Here is a 17,684-nt window from a genome sequence, read left to right on the forward strand (position 1 = left end):
GTCATGAGCGGCCCGCGCGCAACGCAAGGCCGTGGCCAGTCCCCTACTCCAGCGCCACCGTCACCGGCTTGGCGCCGAGCAGGCTCACCAGCGCGTTCGGATCGATGCCCACGAGGTAGCCGCGGCGGCCGCCGTTGATGTAGACGACCGGGTATTGCAGTATCTCGGCCTCGACCCACACCGGCATCTTCTTGCGCGTACCGAAGGGCGAGGTGCCGCCCACCTGGTAACCGGAATGACGCTGCGCCACCTCGGGCTTGCAGGGTTCGACCCTCTTCAGGCCGGCCTGGCGCGCCAGGTTCTTGGTGGAGACTTCGCGATCGCCATGCATCACCACGATCAGCGGCTTGGCCGCTTCGTCTTCCATCACCAGCGTCTTGACCACCGCGTGCGGGTCCAGCCCCAGCTGGCGCGCGGCCTCGCCGGCGCCGCCATGATCGACGTAGTCGTAGGTGTGCTCGGTGTACGCCACCTTGTGCTGCTTGAGGAACTGGGTGGCGGGCGTTTCGGAAACGTGGCGGGCTTTGCTCATGGCAGGGCGTTGGAAAGGCGAAGGCAAAAGTGTAGGCAGGCGGGCGCGGACGCGCAAACGCCGGCGTCAACCGCGCGGATGATGCGCGGCGTGCAGCGCCTTCAGCCGCTCGCGCGCCACATGGGTGTAGATCTGCGTGGTGGAGATGTCGGCGTGGCCCAGCAGCATCTGCACCACGCGCAGGTCGGCGCCATGGTTCAGCAGATGGGTGGCGAAGGCATGGCGCAGCACGTGCGGCGACAGCGGCGCATGCACCCCCGCCAGCACCGCGTACTTCTTGACCAATTGCCAGAACGCCTGGCGCGACATGGCCTCGGCGCGGGCGGTGATGAACAGCGCATCGCTGACGCGCCCGGCGGCCAGCTCGGGGCGCGCGGTCTTCAGGTAGCGATCGATCCAATGCGCCGCCTCCGCGCCCAGCGGCACCAGCCGGTCCTTGCCGCCCTTGCCCAGCACCACGCGCACCACGCCTTCGTCCAGGCTGACGTCGAGCGCCCGCAGGCCGACCAGCTCCGACACGCGCAGGCCGGTGGCGTAGAGCGTTTCCAGCATGGCGCGGTCGCGCAGGCCGCGCGCCTGGGACAGGTCCGGCGCGCGCAGCAAGGCATCGACCTGTTGCTCGGACAGCGTCTTGGGCAGGCGCGGGGGCTGCTTGGCCGCCACCAGGGTCAGGCAGGGGTCTTGCGCGGTGCGGTGCTCGCGCAGGGCCCAGGCGTAGAAGCGCCGTAGCGCCGCCAGGCGCCGGTTGGCGGTGGTGGCGCGGGTTTCTTCGTGGCGAAAGGCGAACCAGGCCTCGATATCGGCCTTGCCCGCCTCGGCCAGCGCCTTGGCGGGGCCGGCCGCCGGCGCGGCATGGGTCGGGGCCGCCTCGCCGTGCCGGTCAGCCATCTCGCGGGCGTAGGCCGCGGGGTCTTCCAGCCAGCGCGCGAAACCGGTCAGATCGCGCCGGTATGCCGCCAGCGTGTTGGCCGACAGGCCATCCTCGAGCCAGACGGCGTCGATGAAGGCATCGATGTCGGCCTGGGAAGCGAGCGTCGGGCGGGAATCGGGCATGGGGCGGATGCGATGCGTCAGGAGAGCCGGCCGGCGGCTGGCGGGGCCGGAAGCGGCGCCGGCAATGGGCCACATTCTACGGCGGCGCGGCCCGCGCCCGGGGTCAGCGCCCCACCACCGCCGCGGCAGCCGACTTGAGCCAGGCCTCGAACAGCTTCAACGCCTCGGAGCGCTCGCTGCGTTGCGGATAGCCAAAGTAATAGCCCTGGCTCACCGTCAGCGACTGCGGCACCGGCATCACCAGCGTGCCCAGGTCCAGCGCCGGCTGCGCCAGGAAGCGCGGCATCAGGCCCACGCCCAGCCCGGCCTGCACCGCCGCCATCACCATGGTGAACAGTTCATAGCGCGGGCCGCCCGCGGCCTGCGGGCCATACAGGTAGTTGTTGGCGCCGTACCACTGGCGCCAGGCATCGGGCCGCGAGCTCAGGTGCAAATGGGTCATGCCGGCCAACGCCCCCATTCCGGCCTCGGAAACCCCTGCCATCAGCCCGGGCGCGCAGACCGGCACCAGCTCGCGCTCGGGAAACAGCAAGACCCCCTGCGTGCCGGGCCAGAGCGTGTCGCCATGGTAGACCGCGCCGTCGAACGGCTGGTCCTTGAACTGGAACGGCAGGGTCCGCACCGACAGGCTGACCGTGATGTCCGGCTGTGCCCGCTGGAAATCCGCCAGCCGCGGGATCAGCCAGGTGGTGGCCAGTGTCGGCACCACGGCGATGTGGATGCTGCGGCCCATGCCGGTGCGGCTGACCAGGCCGAACGTGTCCTTCTCGATCTGGTCCAGGTGATGGCGGATACGTCCCGCATATTCGGCGCCAGGGTCGGTGAGCACGATGCGCCGCCGCACCCGCGTGAACAGTTGCACGCCGAGCCGCGCCTCCAGGCTGGCTACCTGGCGATAGACGGCGCTGTGGGTCAGCGACAGTTCTTCGGCGGCGCGCGAAAAGCTGCCCAGGCGGGCCGAGGCCTCGAACGCCTGCAGGGCGCTCAGATTGGGAATGCCGTTTCTCATGGGAGGCGTAATACCGGAGGCGTAATACCGGCCGGGGATGCGGCACCGCCCGGCAGCGTCAATGGCGACGCGGCCCGGGCCGTCCCGCCGGGTCGTGCCGGCGAATCAATAGATTGTGCAATTTTATCAATTGCGTTGTGCGATCAAGGAACATTATGCTCGGGAGTCTTATTCTCGGCTCATCCTGACACCCACCATGTCCCAGCAAGCATCCCGCCTCGGCGGCCACATCCTGGTCGACCAGCTCGTCGCCCAAGGCGTCAAACACGTATTCTGCGTTCCCGGCGAGAGCTACCTGGCGGTGCTGGACGGGCTGCACGACGCCGACATCAAGGTCACGGTCTGCCGCCAGGAAGGCGGCGCGGCCATGATGGCCGACGCCCACGGCAAGCTGACCGGCGAACCCGGCATCTGCATGGTGACCCGCGGCCCGGGCGCCTCCAATGCGCTGGCCGGCGTGCACATCGCCAAGCAGGACTCGACCCCGATGATCCTGTTCGTCGGCCAGATCGAACGCGGCATGCGCGAGCGCGAGGCCTTCCAGGAAATGGACTACCGCGCCGTCTTCGGCACCCAGGCCAAATGGGTCACCGAAATCGACCAGGTCGAGCGCATTCCCGAACTGATCTCGCGCGCCTTCCACATCGCCACCTCCGGCCGCCCCGGCCCGGTGGTGATCGCGCTGCCCGAGGACATGCTGGTCGAAGCCGCCCAGGTGGCCGACGCGCCGCGTTACGAAGTCATCGACTCCGCCCCCACCGCCGGCCAGTTGGCCGACCTGGAGCATCTGCTGGCGCAGGCGAAGCACCCCGTCGCGATTCTCGGCGGCACGCGCTGGGACGCGCGCGCGGTGCAGCAGTTCGCCGATTTCGCGCAGCGCCACGCGTTGCCCACGGCGGTGTCGTTCCGCCGCCAGATGCTGTTCCCCGCCGACCACCCGTGTTTCATCGGCGACGTCGGCCTGGGCATCAACCCGGCGCTGCTCAAGCGCGTGGCCGACGCTGACCTGGTGCTGCTGGTCGGCGGCCGCATGTCGGAAAACCCGAGCCAGGCCTACACCCTGCTGGACATCCCGGTGCCCAGGCAGAAGCTGGTGCACGTGCATCCGGATGCCGCCGAACTCGGCCGCGTGTACCGCCCGACCCTGGCCATCAACACCTCGCCCGCCGCCTTCGCCGCGGCGCTGGCCGGCGTGAAAGCCCCCGCCCAGCCGGCCTGGGCCGAAGGCACGCAGGCCATGCGCGAGTCGTACCTGAAATGGAGCGACCCGACAGCCGTCGCCACCCCGGGCGCGCTGCAGATGGGCCAGGTCATGGACTACCTGGAAAAGACCCTGCCGGCCGACGCCATCATGACCAACGGCGCCGGCAACTACGCCACCTGGCTGCACCGCTTCCACCGCTTCACCCGCTTCGGCACGCAGCTGGCGCCGACGTCTGGCTCGATGGGCTACGGCCTGCCGGCGGCCGTGGGCGCCAAGCGCGTCTGGCCCGACAAGACCGTGGTCTGCTTCGCCGGCGACGGCTGCTTCCTGATGCACGGCCAGGAATTCGCCACCGCCGTGCAGTACGACCTGCCCATCATCGTGGTGCTGGTCGACAACGGCATGTACGGCACCATCCGCATGCACCAGGAAAAGCACTATCCCGGCCGCGTGTCCGCCACCGAGCTGAAGAACCCGGACTTCGCCGACTACGCCCGCGCCTTCGGCGGCCACGGCGAACGCGTCGAGACCACCGAGCAGTTCGCCCCGGCCTTCGAACGCGCGCTGGCCAGTGGCAAGCCGGCCATCCTGCACTGCTTCATCGACCCGCAGGCCATCACGCCGTCGACCACGCTGGACAAGATCCGCGACGCGGCGCTCAAGGCCCAGCACTGATACCCCGGGGCGGCGGCAACCCACGGCGACGCGCCCGCGCGTCACGTAAACCCCGGGTTGCCGCGCCAATTATTTTAGGTTTAAACTTTCCAGATTCCGAAAACGGAAATCCATAGCGGAGACCCAGCATGTCCTCGAATCCCTCGTTCCACTGGCAAGACCCCCTGTTGCTGGACCAGCAGCTCACCGAAGAAGAACGCATGGTGCGCGATGCCGCCCACGCCTACTCGCAGGACAAGCTGGCCCCGCGCGTGCTGAATGCCTTCCGCAACGAAAAGACCGACCCGGAAATCTTCTCCGAAATGGGCGAGCTGGGCCTGCTGGGCGCCACCATCCCCGCCGAATACGGCGGCGCCGGCCTGAACTACGTCAGCTACGGCCTGATCGCCCGCGAAGTCGAGCGCATCGATTCCGGCTACCGCTCGATGATGAGCGTGCAGTCGTCGCTGGTGATGGTGCCCATCAACGAATTCGGCAGCGAAGCGCAGAAGCAGAAATACCTGCCCAAGCTGGCGCGCGGCGAGTGGATCGGCTGCTTCGGCCTGACCGAACCCAACCACGGTTCCGACCCCGGCGGCATGGAAACGCGCGCGGTCAAGACCGCCGACGGCTACAAGCTGACCGGCAACAAGATGTGGATCACCAACTCGCCCATCGCCGATGTGTTCGTGGTGTGGGCCAAGTGCGTCGGCGGCGAGTTCGACGGCAAGATCCGCGGCTTCATCCTGGAAAAGGGCACCAAGGGCCTGTCCGCCCCCGCGATCCACGGCAAGGTCGGCCTGCGCGCCTCGATCACCGGCGAAATCGTGATGGACGAAGTGGAAGTGTCCGACGACCAGATGATGCCCGGCGTGTCCGGCCTGAAGGGTCCCTTCACCTGCCTGAACTCGGCCCGCTACGGCATCGCCTGGGGCGCGGTCGGCGCCGCCGAAGCCTGCTGGCACACCGCCCGCCAATACACCCTGGACCGCAAGCAGTTCGGCCGCCCGCTGGCCGCCAACCAGTTGATCCAGAAGAAGCTGGCCGACATGCAGACCGAGATCACGCTGGCGCTGCAAGGCTGCCTGCGCCTGGGCCGCATGAAGGACGAAGGCACCGCCGCCGTCGAGATCACCTCGATCATGAAGCGCAACTCGTGCGGCAAGGCGCTGGACATCGCCCGCCTGGCCCGCGACATGCTGGGCGGCAATGGCATCTCCGATGAATTCGGCGTGGCCCGCCACCTGGTCAACCTGGAAGTGGTCAACACCTACGAAGGCACCCATGACGTGCACGCCCTGATCCTGGGCCGCGCGCAGACCGGCATCCAGGCCTTCTATTGATTCACAGTTCGCTGCGCGGAAGGAGCCCGGCTCTGCTCCCGACGCGCGGTTCGCCGCCATGGCGAAACGTTGACGCCCCTTTCGAGGGGCGTTTTTTTTGGCAGAGTCCCAACGACGCCGACCTCGCTGGTCCTGGCCGGGCATCAGCTTGAAGCGCTGGGCGGGGCCCCTTCGACATCGTGACAACGTAGGGTTTTCAGGATCTAGCCGGCATCCGGCCCTTGCCGTACGCTGTGCGGCATTGGCCTGGCGCCGGCCTGCTGCATCGGCCTGCCCGACCCCGGATTTTTCGTCACGACCAGGAGTCGCGCATGCACGGCAGTCCCTCGTTCCGCCTGTGGGCGGGCATCGTCATCGCCTTTGCCAGCCACGGCGCATTTGCCGCCACCACCCTCACCATGACCACCGAGTATCCGGCCACCTCGATGCCGGGGCAAGGCGTGTCCACCTTCGCTGACCTGGTGCGCAGCAAGAGCGGTGGCCAGGTTCTGATCGACACCAGCTTCGACGCCGCCCGCGGCATCAAGTCCGGCGACATGATCGACGCCGTCGAGGCGCGCAAGGTCGATGCCGGTGACGCCTTCGCCGGCGCGCTGGCGACGAAATACCCGCTGTTCGGCGTGTCCTCGCTGCCGTTCCTGGCCGATTCGCTGACCAAGGCCCGCGCGCTCAACAAGTCGGCGCGTCCCGCCTATGAAAAGCTGCTGGCCGCGCACGGCCAGAAGCTGCTCTACACCACGCCATGGCCGGCCTCGGGTATCTGGTCCAAGCAAAAGGTCGACAGCGTGGCGGCCCTCAAGGCCCTGAGCATCCGCACATACGACGCGACCTCGCAAAACGTGATGCAGAAGGCCGGCGCACGCGCGCAGAACATCTCGTTCGCGGATGCGATGCCGCGCATCGCCTCGGGCGAGGTCAACGCGGTGCTGTCCTCGGGCGACGGCGGCGCCGGCCGCAAGCTGTGGGAACATCTGCCGCGTTTTGCGGAGATCAACTACGCCATGCCGATCTCGGTGGCCACGATGAATCTGCAGGCTTACCAGGCGTTGGACGCGAAGTCGCGCAAGGCCATCGACCAGGCCGCCGCGCAGACCGAAGCCGAACAGTGGAAACGCATCGAGGGCCGCTTGCAACAGAACTACGCCAACATGCGCAAGAACGGCGTGACCATCGATACCGCAGTGCCCATAGCGGTGCGCCGCGCATTGAAGGAGGCGGCGGCGGATTCGGTAAAACAATGGGAAGCGGCGACGGGACCGGAGGGTGCGAATATCCTGAAGGCGGTACGGCGGCCCTGATCGCCGAAGCCGGCCTAGTCCCCCGACAGATCGAACAGGCTGGTCGCGTCCAGTTCCAGCACGGCTTCGTCGTGCTGGTTGATCACCGTCCAGGCCCAGGTGATGATGCCCAGGTCGGGACGGGACGACGAGGTGCGCGCACCCTGCACGCGGGCTTCCAGGCGCAGCTGGTCGCCTGGCCGCACGGGTGTGCGCCAGCGCACTTCGCCCAGGCCCGGTGAACCGAATGATTCGGAATCGTGCAGCGCGGCGTCCACCGCCATGCGCATGGCCAGCGCGCAGGTATGCCAGCCGCTGGCGATGAGGCCGCCCCAGCGGCCCTCGGCGGCGCGCTTGAGATCGGTGTGGAACCACTGCGGGTCGAACTTGCGGGCAAAATCGAGAATTTCCGCTTCCGTGATGGTGACCGGGCCGGCCTTGATCAGCATGCCGTCCTTGAAATCAGCGAACTTCATTGGTGGACTTCCCCTCGCATTAGCGACCGTTCGCGAGCGGCCGCAGCCGCCCGCTCAATAGGTCTCGAAGTGCAGCCGCCCCTCGCGGCGCAGCACATCGTGCAGGATAGTCCAATCCTGTCCCGCTTGCACCGTCACGTCGCGCAATGCGTCCAGCACGCCGACTTCCATGCCCTTCAGGCCGCAGACGTAGATGCAGGTATTGCGATCGGCCAGCAGGCCGCGCACGTCGGCGGCGCGTTCACGGATCAGGTCCTGCACGTAGCGCTTGGGCTGGCCGGCCTCGCGCGACAAGGCCAGGTTGATGTCGATGAAGTCGCGCGGCAGCTTCATCAGCGGGCCGAAGTACGGCAGCTCGCGTTCGGTGCGGGCGCCGAAGAACAGCATCAGCCGGCCGTTCTCGCCGGTCTCGATGCGGCGCCGGTAGCGCTCGGTCATGGCGCGCATCGGCGCCGAGCCGGTGCCGGTGCAGATCATGATGAGATTGGCGCCCGGGTGGTTCGGCATGAGGAAGGTATGGCCGAAGGGCCCGATCACCTGCACCGTGTCGTTCCTGGCCAGGTCGCACAGGTAGTTGGAGCAGACCCCGCTCACTGGCTGGCCCTGGTGGTCTTCGATGACGCGTTTGACCGTCAGCGACAGGTTGTTATAGCCAGCGCGCTCGCCGTCGCGCGGGCTGGCCAGCGAATACTGGCGCGCATGGTGCGGCCGGCCCTGGGCGTCGGTGCCGGGCGGCAGGATGCCGATGGACTGGCCTTCCAGCACCGGGAACGGCAGTTCGCCAAAGTCCAGCACGATGTGATGGATGTCGCTGTCGGTGTCGGCGCCGGTCACGCGGTAGTTGCCGACCACGGTGGCGGTCACCGGCGTCTTGTGGGTATAGAGGTTGACGTAGGGATGCGCGGCGGACCAGGGCGGCACGCTGGCGCCCGGCGTCACGCTGGCCTGCGCCGCCGGCGCGGGGTCGATGGCCGCATCCGCTGCCGGCTCCACGGCGGCCAGCGCGTCCGGCAAGGGCTGCTCGCGCGGCAGCTCGTCCCAGCCAAGTTGCTCCTGCACCGAGTAAGCGTCGCTGCGCGCCACCAGCCGCCAGTTGTCGATCGAGCCGGTCGGGCACGGCGGCACGCAGGCCATGCAGCCGTTGCAGATGTCCGGGTCGACCACGTAGTTGTTGCTGTCGTGCGTGATCGCGTCGATCGGACAGGTTTCTTCGCAGGTGTTGCAGCGAATGCAGATCTCGGGATCGATCAGGTGCTGCTTCAGGACTGCTACGGGCAGGGCTGCGTTCATCGCGGTCATCCGAATGCGCGGGGCGGCGGCGCCAGGCGCCGCCGCGGGGCCTTAGTTGAAACGTACGTACTCGAAGTTCACCGGCTGGCGGTTGATGCCCATGACCGGCGGCGCGATCCAGTTGGCGAACTTGCCCGGCTCGGTCACGCGCCCCATCAGCGATGCGACGAACGCGCGGTCTTCCGGCGTGGGCAGCCACTGGTGGCGGTGCGCCTGCCACTGCGCTTCGGACAGGATCTCGCCCTCGGGCGACATGCGGATGCCGGCCAACGAGCCGATCTGGCGGTTGAAGGCCTTGTGCGGCACCTGCAGGCGGAAGGCGATGCCGCTCTTCTCGATCACCTTGTTCCAGCGGCCGATGCCGGCCACCGAGTCGCGGATGAAGTCGTCGCGCAGCACTTCGTTCAGCGCATTCAGCATCGGCACCTCGATTTCGCGCAGCTTGCCGTTGTCGACGGAGAGCACGCGGTAGGTGTCGTTCTTGAGCTGGTGGTCGTCGTTGCGCTTGCTTTCCTCATAGCGGCCCTTCAGGCCCGAGCCGTAGAAGATGGCGGCGTTGGACGACTGGTCGGCGCCGAACAGGTCGATGGTGACGCTGTAGTGGAAGTTCAGGTAGCGCTGGATCGTCGGCAGGTCGATGACGCCGGCGGCGCGCACCGCGGCGGGGTCGTCGGTCTTGAGCTGGTTCATCACTTCGCAGGTGCGCTGGATTACGCGCGAGATGCCGGATTCGCCCACGAACATGTGGTGCGCCTCTTCGGTCAGCATGAACTTGGTGGTGCGCGCCAGCGGATCGAAGCTGGATTCGGCCAGCGCGCACAGCTGGAACTTGCCGTCGCGGTCGGTGAAATAGGTGAACATGTAGAACGCCAGCCAGTCTGGCGTCTTCTCGTTGAAGGCGCCGAGGATGCGCGGGTTGTCCGAATCGCCGGAAGTGCGCTGCAGCAGCGCGTCGGCCTCTTCGCGGCCGTCGCGGCCGAAGTAGCGGTGCAGCAGGTAGACCATGGCCCACAGGTGGCGGCCTTCCTCGACGTTGATCTGGAACAGGTTGCGCAGGTCGTACTGCGACGGCGCGGTCAGGCCCAGGTGGCGTTGCTGCTCGATCGAAGCGGGTTCGGTGTCGCCCTGCGTGACGATGATGCGGCGCAGGTTGGCACGATGTTCGCCCGGCACGTCCTGCCACACGTCGCGGCCCATGTTTTCGCCGAAGTGGATCTTGCGCTGGCCGTCCTGCGGCGCCAGGAAAATGCCCCAGCGGTAGTCGGGCATGCGCACATGGTTGAAGTGGGCCCAGCCGTCGGGCTCGACGCTGACGGCGGTGCGCAGGTAGACATCGAAGCCGTGGGAACCGTCAGGGCCCATGTCCTGCCACCATTGCAGGTAGTTGGGCTGCCAGTGCTCCAGCGCGCGTTGCAGCGTGCGGTCGCCGGACAGGTTGACGTTATTGGGAATCTTGTCGCTGTAGTTGATGCCTGACATTGTCTCTGCTCCTGGATGGAAGGCCGCGTCGGGGCGGCGTCGGGTACGTGGGGCGCCGGCCGCATGCGGACCGACGCCGTGTCTCGGTGTTTGCCGTGGGAAGCCGATCAGACGCGGTTCCAGTCGAACGCCGCCGGTTCGCCCTTGCCGTACAACTTGAGCGCGCCCTTCTCCCCCGCCGCGTTGGGACGGTTGAAGATCCAGTTCTGCCACGCGGTCAGGCGGCCGAAGATGCGCGTTTCCATGGTTTCGCGGCCGCCGAAGCGCAGGTTGGCCTCCAGCCCGGTGAGCGCGTCGGGCGACAGCGCGCGGCGCTCCTCCAGCATCATGCGCACTTCGTCATCCCAGTCGATGCTGTCGGGCGCGTAGGTCACCAGCCCCAGTTCCAGCGCCTCGCGCGCGGCCAGCGGCTGGCCGGCGCGGGCCCGCACCGCTTCCAAAGGCGCCGGTTCCTCGTGGAAACGGCGTTGCAAACGGCTCTGGCCGTTGACCATCGGGTAGGCGCCGAAGTTGCTCTCGCCCACGATCAACTGGGCCGCCTCGTGTTCCTCGCCCTCGCTGTCCAGCATGTAGCCGCGGTCGGCAGCCAGCGCCAGTTCCAGCAGCGTGCCGGCAAAGCACGAGCCCGGCTCGACCAGCGCGAACAGGCTGCGCGAGGTCACGTCCAGGCGCGCCAGCGTGCGGCGCAGCAGGCCGGCTGTTTCGCGCACGAACCAGTGACCGGCGTGGCGCTGCAGCGCGGCGTCGGCCGCCAGCACGGCCTGCGCATCGCCCTCGGTCTTGAAGATCCAGGTGCCGATGTCCAGCGCATTGGTGCGCAGCGACAGGATGGCGTCGTCCAGCTCACGCGCCATCTGCAACGGCCACCAGGCCGCGCCGGCGGCCAGGATGTCGGCCAGTTCGGATTCCACCGGGCCCTGCGGCGCGCGCACGGTCCAGGTGGCCTGGCGCTTGTCGCGATCGAGCCGCACGTCGACGTAGCGGTAGGACAAGCCATCGGCGCTTTCCTCGCGCGCCAGCGGCGTCAGCGCCACGCCGGCCTCGCCGGCCGGACGGTCGCTGCCTTCGGCCAGGGCCAGCGCGCGCGCGCGCACCGCGGCCTCGAATTGCGCCGGCTTGACCACATCGTCGACCAGGCGCCAGTCCTTGGCGCGCTGGCCGCGCACGCCTTCGACCAAGGTGCAGAAGATGTCGGCGTGGTCATGGCGCACGCGGCGCTTGTCGGTCACGCGGGTCAGGCCGCCGGTGCCGGGCAGCACCCCCAGCAGCGGCACTTCGGGCAAGGCGACCGAGGAAGAACGGTCATCGACCAGCAGGATCTCGTCGCAGGCCAGGGCCAGCTCGTAGCCGCCGCCGGCGCAGGCGCCGTTGAGCGCGGCGATGAACTTCAGGCCGCTGTGGCGGCTGGAGTCCTCGATGCCGTTACGGGTTTCGTTGGTGAACTTGCAGAAGTTGACCTTCCAGGCATGCGAGGACAGGCCCAGCATGAAGATGTTGGCGCCCGAACAGAAGATGCGGTCCTTCATGCTGGTGACGACCACGCTGCGCACTTCGGGATGCTCGAAGCGGATGCGCTGCAGCGCGTCGTGCAACTCGATGTCCACGCCCAGGTCGTAGGAATTGAGCTTGAGCTTGTAGCCAGGGCGCAGGCCGCCGTCTTCGGCCACGTCCATCGCCAGCGTGGCGACCGGGCCATCGAACGACAGGCGCCAATGACGGTACTGGGTGGGATCGGTCCGAAAGTCGACCTTGCTGGCGGTGCTGCTCATCGCTTGTCTCCTAATGCCCGAATCGGACAGGAAAAATACTGCACGACATGAATTATTATGCAGATTAGTGCAGGCGAAAATCACCGTCAAGCAAAAGATGCACAAAAGTGCAGATCGCAGGATGCCGCCGCGCTGCCGGCCGCTGGCGCCGCTTCCGGTGCGCGGACGCCCCGCCCCCCTGCGCCGCGCCAAAGAAAAGGCCGCCAAAGAAAAGGCCGCCAAAGAAAAGGCCGCCAAAGAAAAGGCCGCCCCAAAGGGCGGCCCCGGCGGCCGGCGCAAGGACGCGGGCGTTACAACGGCAGGCCGCAGGCCTTGCGCACCTGCGCGCGCAGGCCGGCGAAGCTCTCCTGCACCTCCAGGTGGCTGGTGACCCAGGTCAGGTCGGCCTTGGCGTAGAAGGCCTCGCGTCCGGCCAGGATGCGCTTCAGGTCCGCCATCGCCTCGTTGTTGCCGGACATGGGCCGGAAATCGCCCTGCGCCATCACGCGGCCCATGTGCTCTTCGGGCGTGGCGCGCAGCCAGACCGTATAGCAATGGGCCAGCAGCAGGTTGAGCGTGGCGGGCTCGGACACCAGTCCGCCCGGCGTGGCCAGCACCATCTCCGGATAGATCTGTACCGCTTCTTCGAGCGCGCGGCGCTCGTAGCGGCGGTAGGCGTTGGGGCCATACAGGTTGTGGATCTCCAGGATGCTGCAACCCGCGACGCGCTCGATCTCGCGGTTCAGCTCGACAAACGGGTAGCCCAGGTCGTCGGCCAGCATCTGACCCAGGGTCGACTTGCCGGCGCCGCGCAGACCGATCAGCGCGATGCGCTGGGTGCGGTTGGGCCGCTGCGCGCCGGCGCCCACGCCGAACAACTGGGTCAGCGCCTCGCGGGCGCGCTGCAGGTCGGATTCGGTGCGGCCGCTGAGCAGTTCGCGAATCAACAGCCAGTCGGGCGATTCGGTGGTGACGTCGCCAACCAGCTCGGCCAGCGCGCAGTTGAAGGCCTTGGCGATCTGCAACAGCACCAGGATCGAGGCGTTGCCCACCCCGTGTTCCAGGTTGGCCAGGTGGCGCTCGGACACGCCCGTCACCTGCGACAGGCTCTTGCGCGTCATGCCGCGTATGGCCCGCAGGCGGCGCACCCGCTCGCCCAATGCCACCAAAAAGGCTTCCCGCCTGGGTTCGGTTGGCGCCGTGTCTAGCGCTTGGTTCATGGTGTAGCTGACTCCGCAAAAACCCTGATAACACCCGATTTATGCACTATAGTGCTTGACCCACATCAATGGAAGCACTATTTTTCCTTCCATGGCTTCAACAGTGTGTCAGGTGTCGCAAAACAGCATTGGATTGCATCCGCCGCTGAAGCGCCGACAGTGTATAGGAGGAGACAGGGTGAGCACGCCAGAACAATTCCACGCGCTGATGCGCCAGGTGACAGGCCTGATGGCCGGCCAGGCGCTCGACGGCGCCCTGCAACAGCGGCTCAATGCCGAGGCCGGCCCCGACAGCGCCCTGTACGCGGACATCTTCGCCACCTGTAGGCAGGGCGTGGCCGACGGCTGGATGTGCAGCCGGGAAGGCGGCGGCATCCGCTATGGCCGCGTCATCAAGCCGGCCGAGGATCTGGCCGGCTGCTCGGTCGATGTGGTCGACATGGACGACCTGGCCGGCCCGCACCACGCCCATCCGAATGGCGAAATCGACCTGATCATGCCGTTGACCGCCGAGGCCCGCTTCGACGGCCACGGCGCCGGCTGGCTGGTCTACGGACCTGGCAGCGCCCATCGCCCCACGGTGACGCAGGGCCGCGCGCTGGTGCTGTATCTGCTGCCGGGCGGCGCCATCGAGTTCACCCAGCCATGAATCCGCGTCCGCTTCCCCGCCGCCGCATCGCGCGCGGCCGGCCCACCGCCGGCGTCGGCTGACCCACGCCCCTGCCATGCCGCCGGTCACGACAAGCCGCCAGACGCTTGCGGACCGCCGCAAGGGCCGCCCCGCCCGCCAGGACACCAGGAGACAACCGTGAATGCCTGCCCCACCGAACTGAATTTCGCCAGCCACCTGGCCGCCTTGAACGCGCCGCGCGCCGCCAAACCCGCCTACATCGACGATAGCGGCCAGATCACCTACGGCCAGTTGGCCGAGCGCGTGGCCCGCATGGCGGGCGCGCTGCGCCAGCTGGGGCTGCGGCGCGAAGAGCGCATCCTGCTGCTGATGCAGGACACGGCCGACTGGCCGGTGGTGTTCCTGGGCGCGCTGCACGCGGGCGTGGTGCCGGTGGCGGTGAACACGCTGCTGACGCCGGACGATTATGCCTACATCCTCAGCCACAGCCGCGTGCGGGCCGCCTTCGTCTCCGGGAGCCTGCTGCCGACGCTGCAGGCGGCGCTGGCTCAGGCGCCCGGCGAGGTCGAGCACCTGGTGGTGTCGCGCCCGGCCGCGGCGCTGCCTGACGGCGCCCACGACCTCGAAGCGCTGCTGGCCGCCGCCCCGCTGGCGCCCGCCGCGCGCACGCTGTCCGATGAAATCGCCTTCTGGCTGTATTCGTCGGGGTCCACCGGCAAGCCCAAGGGCGTGGTCCACACCCATGGCAATCTGTGGCACACCGCCGAGCTGTACGCCAAGCCGGTGCTGGGCATCCGCGAGGACGACGTGGCGTTCTCGGCCGCCAAGCTGTTCTTCGCCTACGGGCTGGGCAACGGCCTGACGTTTCCGCTGTCGGTCGGCGCCACCGTCGTGCTGATGGCCGAGCGGCCCACGCCGCAAGCCGTGTTCCAGCGCCTGGTGCGGCACCGCCCGACCGTGTTCTATGGCGTGCCGACGCTCTACGCCAGCATGCTGGCCGCGCCGGACCTGCCGTCGCGCGACCAGGTGGCGATGCGCATCTGCACCTCGGCCGGCGAAGCCCTGCCGCGCGACATCGGCGAACGCTTCCAGCGCCATTTCGGCTGTGACATCCTGGACGGCATCGGCTCGACCGAGATGCTGCACATTTTCCTGTCGAACCGCGCCGGCCAGTTACGCTACGGCACCACCGGCAAACCGGTGCCCGGCTACGAAGTACAGCTGCGCGACGACAACGGCGCGCCGGTGGCCGCCGGCGCCATCGGCGACCTCTACATCAAAGGCCCCAGCGCCGCGCTGATGTACTGGAACAACCGCGACAAGACGCGCCAGTGCTTTCTGGGCGACTGGCTCAAGAGCGGCGACAAGTACATCTGCGACGCCGACGGCTACTACACCTATGCCGGCCGCAGCGACGACATGATCAAGGTCAGCGGCCAATATGTGTCGCCGGTGGAGGTCGAGAACGTGCTGGTGCAGCACGAGGCGGTGCTGGAAGCGGCGGTGATCGGCGTGCCCGATCACGATGGGCTGGTCAAGACCAAGGCCTATGTGGTGCTGCGGCCGGGCTATGCGCCCGACGCCAACACCGGCGCCGACCTGCAACGCTACGTCAAGCAGCACCTGGCGCCCTTCAAATACCCGCGCCAGATCGACTTCACCGACGAACTGCCCAAGACCGCCACCGGCAAGATCCAGCGCTTCCGGCTGCGGCAATTGGAACAGGTCACGCCATGAGCGCCGTGCCGCTTCCCGCATCCGGCGCCCGCGCCGACGTGCATGTGTTCGGCCGCCCCCTGCAGCTGGAATACCAGTGGATCGCGGCATCGCGCCCGCACGCGCCGCTGCTGGTGTTCCTGCACGAAGGGCTGGGCTCGGTGTCGATGTGGAAGGATTGGCCGCGACAGGCCTGCGCGGCCGCCGGCTGCCGCGGCCTGGTCTATTCGCGCTACGGCTATGGCCGCTCCACGCCGCTGGCGGCGGGGGAAAAGCGCCAGGTGGATTTCATGCACCGCGAGGCCGGCGAGGCGCTGCCGGCGCTGTTCGCCGCGCTCGGCATCGACGCCGGACGCGACCGCCCCATCCTGTTCGGCCACAGCGATGGCGGCTCGATCGCCCTGCTTTATGCCGCCATGCATCCCGGCGCGGTGGCCGGCGTGGCGGTCGCCGCGCCGCACATCTTCGTCGAGGACCGCACCGTGACCCACATCGAACAGGCGCGCCAGGCCTACCGGGACACGGATCTGCGCGCGCGGCTGGCGCGCCACCACGACGACGTCGATTCGGCCTTCCGGGGCTGGAACGATATCTGGCTCGATCCCGCCTTCCGCCGCTGGAACATCGAAGAACATCTGCCGCGCATTACCTGTCCGGTCCTGGCGATGCAGGGCGTGGACGATGAATACGGCACGCTCGAACAGATACGCGGTATCCGCCGCGCCGCGCCGCAGACGCAACTGCTGGAGATTCCCGACTGCCGCCATTCGCCGCACAAGGACCAGCCCGCCACCGTTATCCAGGCCATCGCCGGCTTCGTCGGCGCGCTGGAACAACCCGGCCGCCCCAGCGGCAGCCCATGACAAGCACGGAGACTCCACCATGACCCACGCCCTGACCCGGGCCGCGCTAGGCGCGGCGCTGATGCTGGCCGCAAGCGGCGCCCTGGCCGCCGACAAACTCAAAGTCGGCTTCATGCTGCCCTACAGCGGCACCTATGCCGCGCTCGGCACCGCCATCGAGAATGGCTTCAAACTGTATGTGGCCGAACAAGGCGGCAAGCTCGGCGGGCGCGAGCTCGAGTACTTCAAGGTGGATGACGAGTCCAACCCTTCCAAGGCCGACGAGAACGCCAACCGGCTGATCAAGCGCGACCAGGTCGACGTGCTGATCGGCACCGTGCACTCGGGAGTGGCGATGGCCCTGGCCAAGGCCGCCAAAGACACCGACACCACCCTGATCGTGACCAACGCCGGCGCCAACGCCATCACCGGACCGCTGTGCGGCCCCGGCATCTTCCGCACCTCGTTCACCAACTGGCAGCCCGCCTACGCCATGGGTCCGGTGGCCAAGGCGCGCGGCCACAAGACCGCGGTGACCATCACCTGGAAGTACGCGGCCGGCGACGAAGCCATCGGCGGCTTCAAGGAAGGTTTCGAAAAGGCCGGCGGCAAAGTCGTCAAGGAACTCAGCCTGTCCTTCCCCAATGTCGAATTCCAGTCGCTGCTGACCGAGATCGCCGCGCTCAAGCCCGACATGGTGTTCACCTTCTTCGCCGGCGGCGGCGCCGTGAAATTCGTGCAGGACTATCACGCGGCCGGCCTGGATAAGACCATTCCGCTGTACGGCTCGGGCTTTCTCACCGACGGCACGCTGCAGGCGCAGGGCGCGTCGGCGCAGGGGCTGCTGACCACGCTGCACTATGCCGACGGCCTGAACACGCCGCGCGACAACGCCTTCCGCGCCGACTACGGCAAGGCCTACAACATGCAGCCGGACGTGTATGCGGTGCAGGGCTATGACGCCGCGCAACTGATGCAGTCGGGCCTGGCGGCGGTCAAGGGCGACTTCGGCAAGAAGGCGGAATTCCGCCAGGCCATGCGCGGCGCCACGGTCGACAGCCCGCGCGGTCCGTTCACGCTGTCCAAGGCCGGCAACCCGGTGCAGGACATCTACCTGCGGCGCGTCGACGGCCTGGAGAACAAGGTGGTCGAGGTGGCCGTGCGCAAGCTGGCCGACCCCGCGCGCGGCTGCAAGCTCTAGGGACGGCGC

The 17,684-nt window shown here is 67.9% G+C and carries 15 protein-coding genes; 7 read left to right on the plus strand and 8 right to left on the minus strand.

Annotated features, from left to right (window positions below):
• Window positions 1-43 precede the first annotated feature (43 nt).
• From ybaK to HV701_RS14835, 3 genes are all read right to left on the minus strand, one after another.
• The gene (gene ybaK / locus HV701_RS14825; protein ID WP_175133782.1) at window positions 44-532 is read right to left on the minus strand and encodes a Cys-tRNA(Pro) deacylase; all 489 of its coding nucleotides are present in this window, start codon (window positions 530-532) and stop codon (window positions 44-46) included.
• Window positions 533-598: 66 nt separating this feature from the next.
• The gene (gene xerD, locus HV701_RS14830) at window positions 599-1,585 is read right to left on the minus strand and encodes a site-specific tyrosine recombinase XerD (protein WP_175133783.1); all 987 of its coding nucleotides are present in this window, start codon (window positions 1,583-1,585) and stop codon (window positions 599-601) included.
• 103 nt (window positions 1,586-1,688) lie between these two features.
• Window positions 1,689-2,594, minus strand: coding sequence for a LysR substrate-binding domain-containing protein (locus HV701_RS14835; RefSeq protein WP_175133784.1), 906 nt, complete (start codon window positions 2,592-2,594; stop codon window positions 1,689-1,691).
• A gap of 196 nt (window positions 2,595-2,790) precedes the next feature.
• Here HV701_RS14835 and HV701_RS14840 point away from each other — a divergent pair, with 196 nt between their 5' ends.
• From HV701_RS14840 to HV701_RS14850, 3 genes are all read left to right on the plus strand, one after another.
• On the plus strand, window positions 2,791-4,473 hold the full coding sequence (locus HV701_RS14840; protein WP_175133785.1) for a thiamine pyrophosphate-binding protein: 1,683 nt from the start codon (window positions 2,791-2,793) through the stop codon (window positions 4,471-4,473).
• Between the two features lie 128 nt (window positions 4,474-4,601).
• Window positions 4,602-5,795 (plus strand): acyl-CoA dehydrogenase, encoded by a 1,194-nt coding sequence (locus HV701_RS14845; protein WP_175133786.1) that lies wholly within the window; start codon window positions 4,602-4,604, stop codon window positions 5,793-5,795.
• Window positions 5,796-6,106: 311 nt separating this feature from the next.
• The gene (locus HV701_RS14850; RefSeq protein WP_175133787.1) at window positions 6,107-7,093 is read left to right on the plus strand and encodes a TRAP transporter substrate-binding protein; all 987 of its coding nucleotides are present in this window, start codon (window positions 6,107-6,109) and stop codon (window positions 7,091-7,093) included.
• Between the two features lie 14 nt (window positions 7,094-7,107).
• Here HV701_RS14850 and HV701_RS14855 read toward each other — a convergent pair whose 3' ends face one another.
• The 5 genes from HV701_RS14855 to HV701_RS14875 all read right to left on the minus strand — a co-directional run bounded on the left by HV701_RS14855 (window position 7,108) and on the right by HV701_RS14875 (window position 13,285).
• Window positions 7,108-7,548, minus strand: coding sequence for a MaoC family dehydratase (locus HV701_RS14855; protein WP_175133788.1), 441 nt, complete (start codon window positions 7,546-7,548; stop codon window positions 7,108-7,110).
• 54 nt (window positions 7,549-7,602) lie between these two features.
• On the minus strand, window positions 7,603-8,838 hold the full coding sequence (gene boxA / locus HV701_RS14860) for a benzoyl-CoA 2,3-epoxidase subunit BoxA (RefSeq protein WP_175133789.1): 1,236 nt from the start codon (window positions 8,836-8,838) through the stop codon (window positions 7,603-7,605).
• A 51-nt stretch (window positions 8,839-8,889) separates the two neighbouring features.
• Entirely contained in the window at window positions 8,890-10,317 is a 1,428-nt protein-coding gene (gene boxB, locus HV701_RS14865) for a benzoyl-CoA 2,3-epoxidase subunit BoxB (protein ID WP_175133790.1), read from the minus strand.
• A gap of 107 nt (window positions 10,318-10,424) precedes the next feature.
• Window positions 10,425-12,086, minus strand: coding sequence for a 2,3-epoxybenzoyl-CoA dihydrolase (gene boxC, locus HV701_RS14870; protein ID WP_175133791.1), 1,662 nt, complete (start codon window positions 12,084-12,086; stop codon window positions 10,425-10,427).
• A gap of 290 nt (window positions 12,087-12,376) precedes the next feature.
• Window positions 12,377-13,285 (minus strand): helix-turn-helix transcriptional regulator, encoded by a 909-nt coding sequence (locus HV701_RS14875; RefSeq protein WP_175133792.1) that lies wholly within the window; start codon window positions 13,283-13,285, stop codon window positions 12,377-12,379.
• A 178-nt stretch (window positions 13,286-13,463) separates the two neighbouring features.
• Here HV701_RS14875 and HV701_RS14880 point away from each other — a divergent pair, with 178 nt between their 5' ends.
• The 4 genes from HV701_RS14880 (at window position 13,464) to HV701_RS14895 (ending at window position 17,675) form a co-directional block, all read left to right on the plus strand.
• Entirely contained in the window at window positions 13,464-13,934 is a 471-nt protein-coding gene (locus HV701_RS14880) for a DUF4863 family protein (protein WP_175133793.1), read from the plus strand.
• 159 nt (window positions 13,935-14,093) lie between these two features.
• Window positions 14,094-15,653, plus strand: a complete 1,560-nt coding sequence (locus HV701_RS14885) for a benzoate-CoA ligase family protein (RefSeq protein WP_175133794.1) — start codon at window positions 14,094-14,096, stop codon at window positions 15,651-15,653.
• Entirely contained in the window at window positions 15,650-16,495 is an 846-nt protein-coding gene (locus HV701_RS14890; protein WP_175133795.1) for an alpha/beta fold hydrolase, read from the plus strand. Before HV701_RS14885 ends, HV701_RS14890 begins: the two co-directional genes overlap by 4 nt.
• 19 nt (window positions 16,496-16,514) lie before the next feature.
• The gene (locus tag HV701_RS14895; RefSeq protein ID WP_175133796.1) at window positions 16,515-17,675 is read left to right on the plus strand and encodes an ABC transporter substrate-binding protein; all 1,161 of its coding nucleotides are present in this window, start codon (window positions 16,515-16,517) and stop codon (window positions 17,673-17,675) included.
• Window positions 17,676-17,684: the final 9 nt, after the last annotated feature.

This window comes from Achromobacter pulmonis, from assembly GCF_902859765.1.
In the GTDB taxonomy this organism is placed as follows: domain Bacteria; phylum Pseudomonadota; class Gammaproteobacteria; order Burkholderiales; family Burkholderiaceae_B; genus Achromobacter; species Achromobacter pulmonis.

What these genes read in the sequence shown, in the direction of transcription:
- HV701_RS14835 (WP_175133784.1), bottom strand. Translation starts at nt 2,594, where the DNA reads ATGAGAAACGGCATTCCCAATCTGAGCGCCCTGCAGGCGTTCGAGGCC.
- HV701_RS14840 (WP_175133785.1), top strand. Translation starts at nt 2,791, where the DNA reads ATGTCCCAGCAAGCATCCCGCCTCGGCGGCCACATCCTGGTCGACCAG.
- HV701_RS14855 (WP_175133788.1), bottom strand. Translation starts at nt 7,548, where the DNA reads ATGAAGTTCGCTGATTTCAAGGACGGCATGCTGATCAAGGCCGGCCCG.
- HV701_RS14850 (WP_175133787.1), top strand. Translation starts at nt 6,107, where the DNA reads ATGCACGGCAGTCCCTCGTTCCGCCTGTGGGCGGGCATCGTCATCGCC.
- HV701_RS14890 (WP_175133795.1), top strand. Translation starts at nt 15,650, where the DNA reads ATGAGCGCCGTGCCGCTTCCCGCATCCGGCGCCCGCGCCGACGTGCAT.
- boxA (WP_175133789.1), bottom strand. Translation starts at nt 8,838, where the DNA reads ATGAACGCAGCCCTGCCCGTAGCAGTCCTGAAGCAGCACCTGATCGAT.
- xerD (WP_175133783.1), bottom strand. Translation starts at nt 1,585, where the DNA reads ATGCCCGATTCCCGCCCGACGCTCGCTTCCCAGGCCGACATCGATGCC.
- HV701_RS14875 (WP_175133792.1), bottom strand. Translation starts at nt 13,285, where the DNA reads ATGAACCAAGCGCTAGACACGGCGCCAACCGAACCCAGGCGGGAAGCC.
- boxB (WP_175133790.1), bottom strand. Translation starts at nt 10,317, where the DNA reads ATGTCAGGCATCAACTACAGCGACAAGATTCCCAATAACGTCAACCTG.
- HV701_RS14895 (WP_175133796.1), top strand. Translation starts at nt 16,515, where the DNA reads ATGACCCACGCCCTGACCCGGGCCGCGCTAGGCGCGGCGCTGATGCTG.
- HV701_RS14845 (WP_175133786.1), top strand. Translation starts at nt 4,602, where the DNA reads ATGTCCTCGAATCCCTCGTTCCACTGGCAAGACCCCCTGTTGCTGGAC.
- boxC (WP_175133791.1), bottom strand. Translation starts at nt 12,086, where the DNA reads ATGAGCAGCACCGCCAGCAAGGTCGACTTTCGGACCGATCCCACCCAG.
- ybaK (WP_175133782.1), bottom strand. Translation starts at nt 532, where the DNA reads ATGAGCAAAGCCCGCCACGTTTCCGAAACGCCCGCCACCCAGTTCCTC.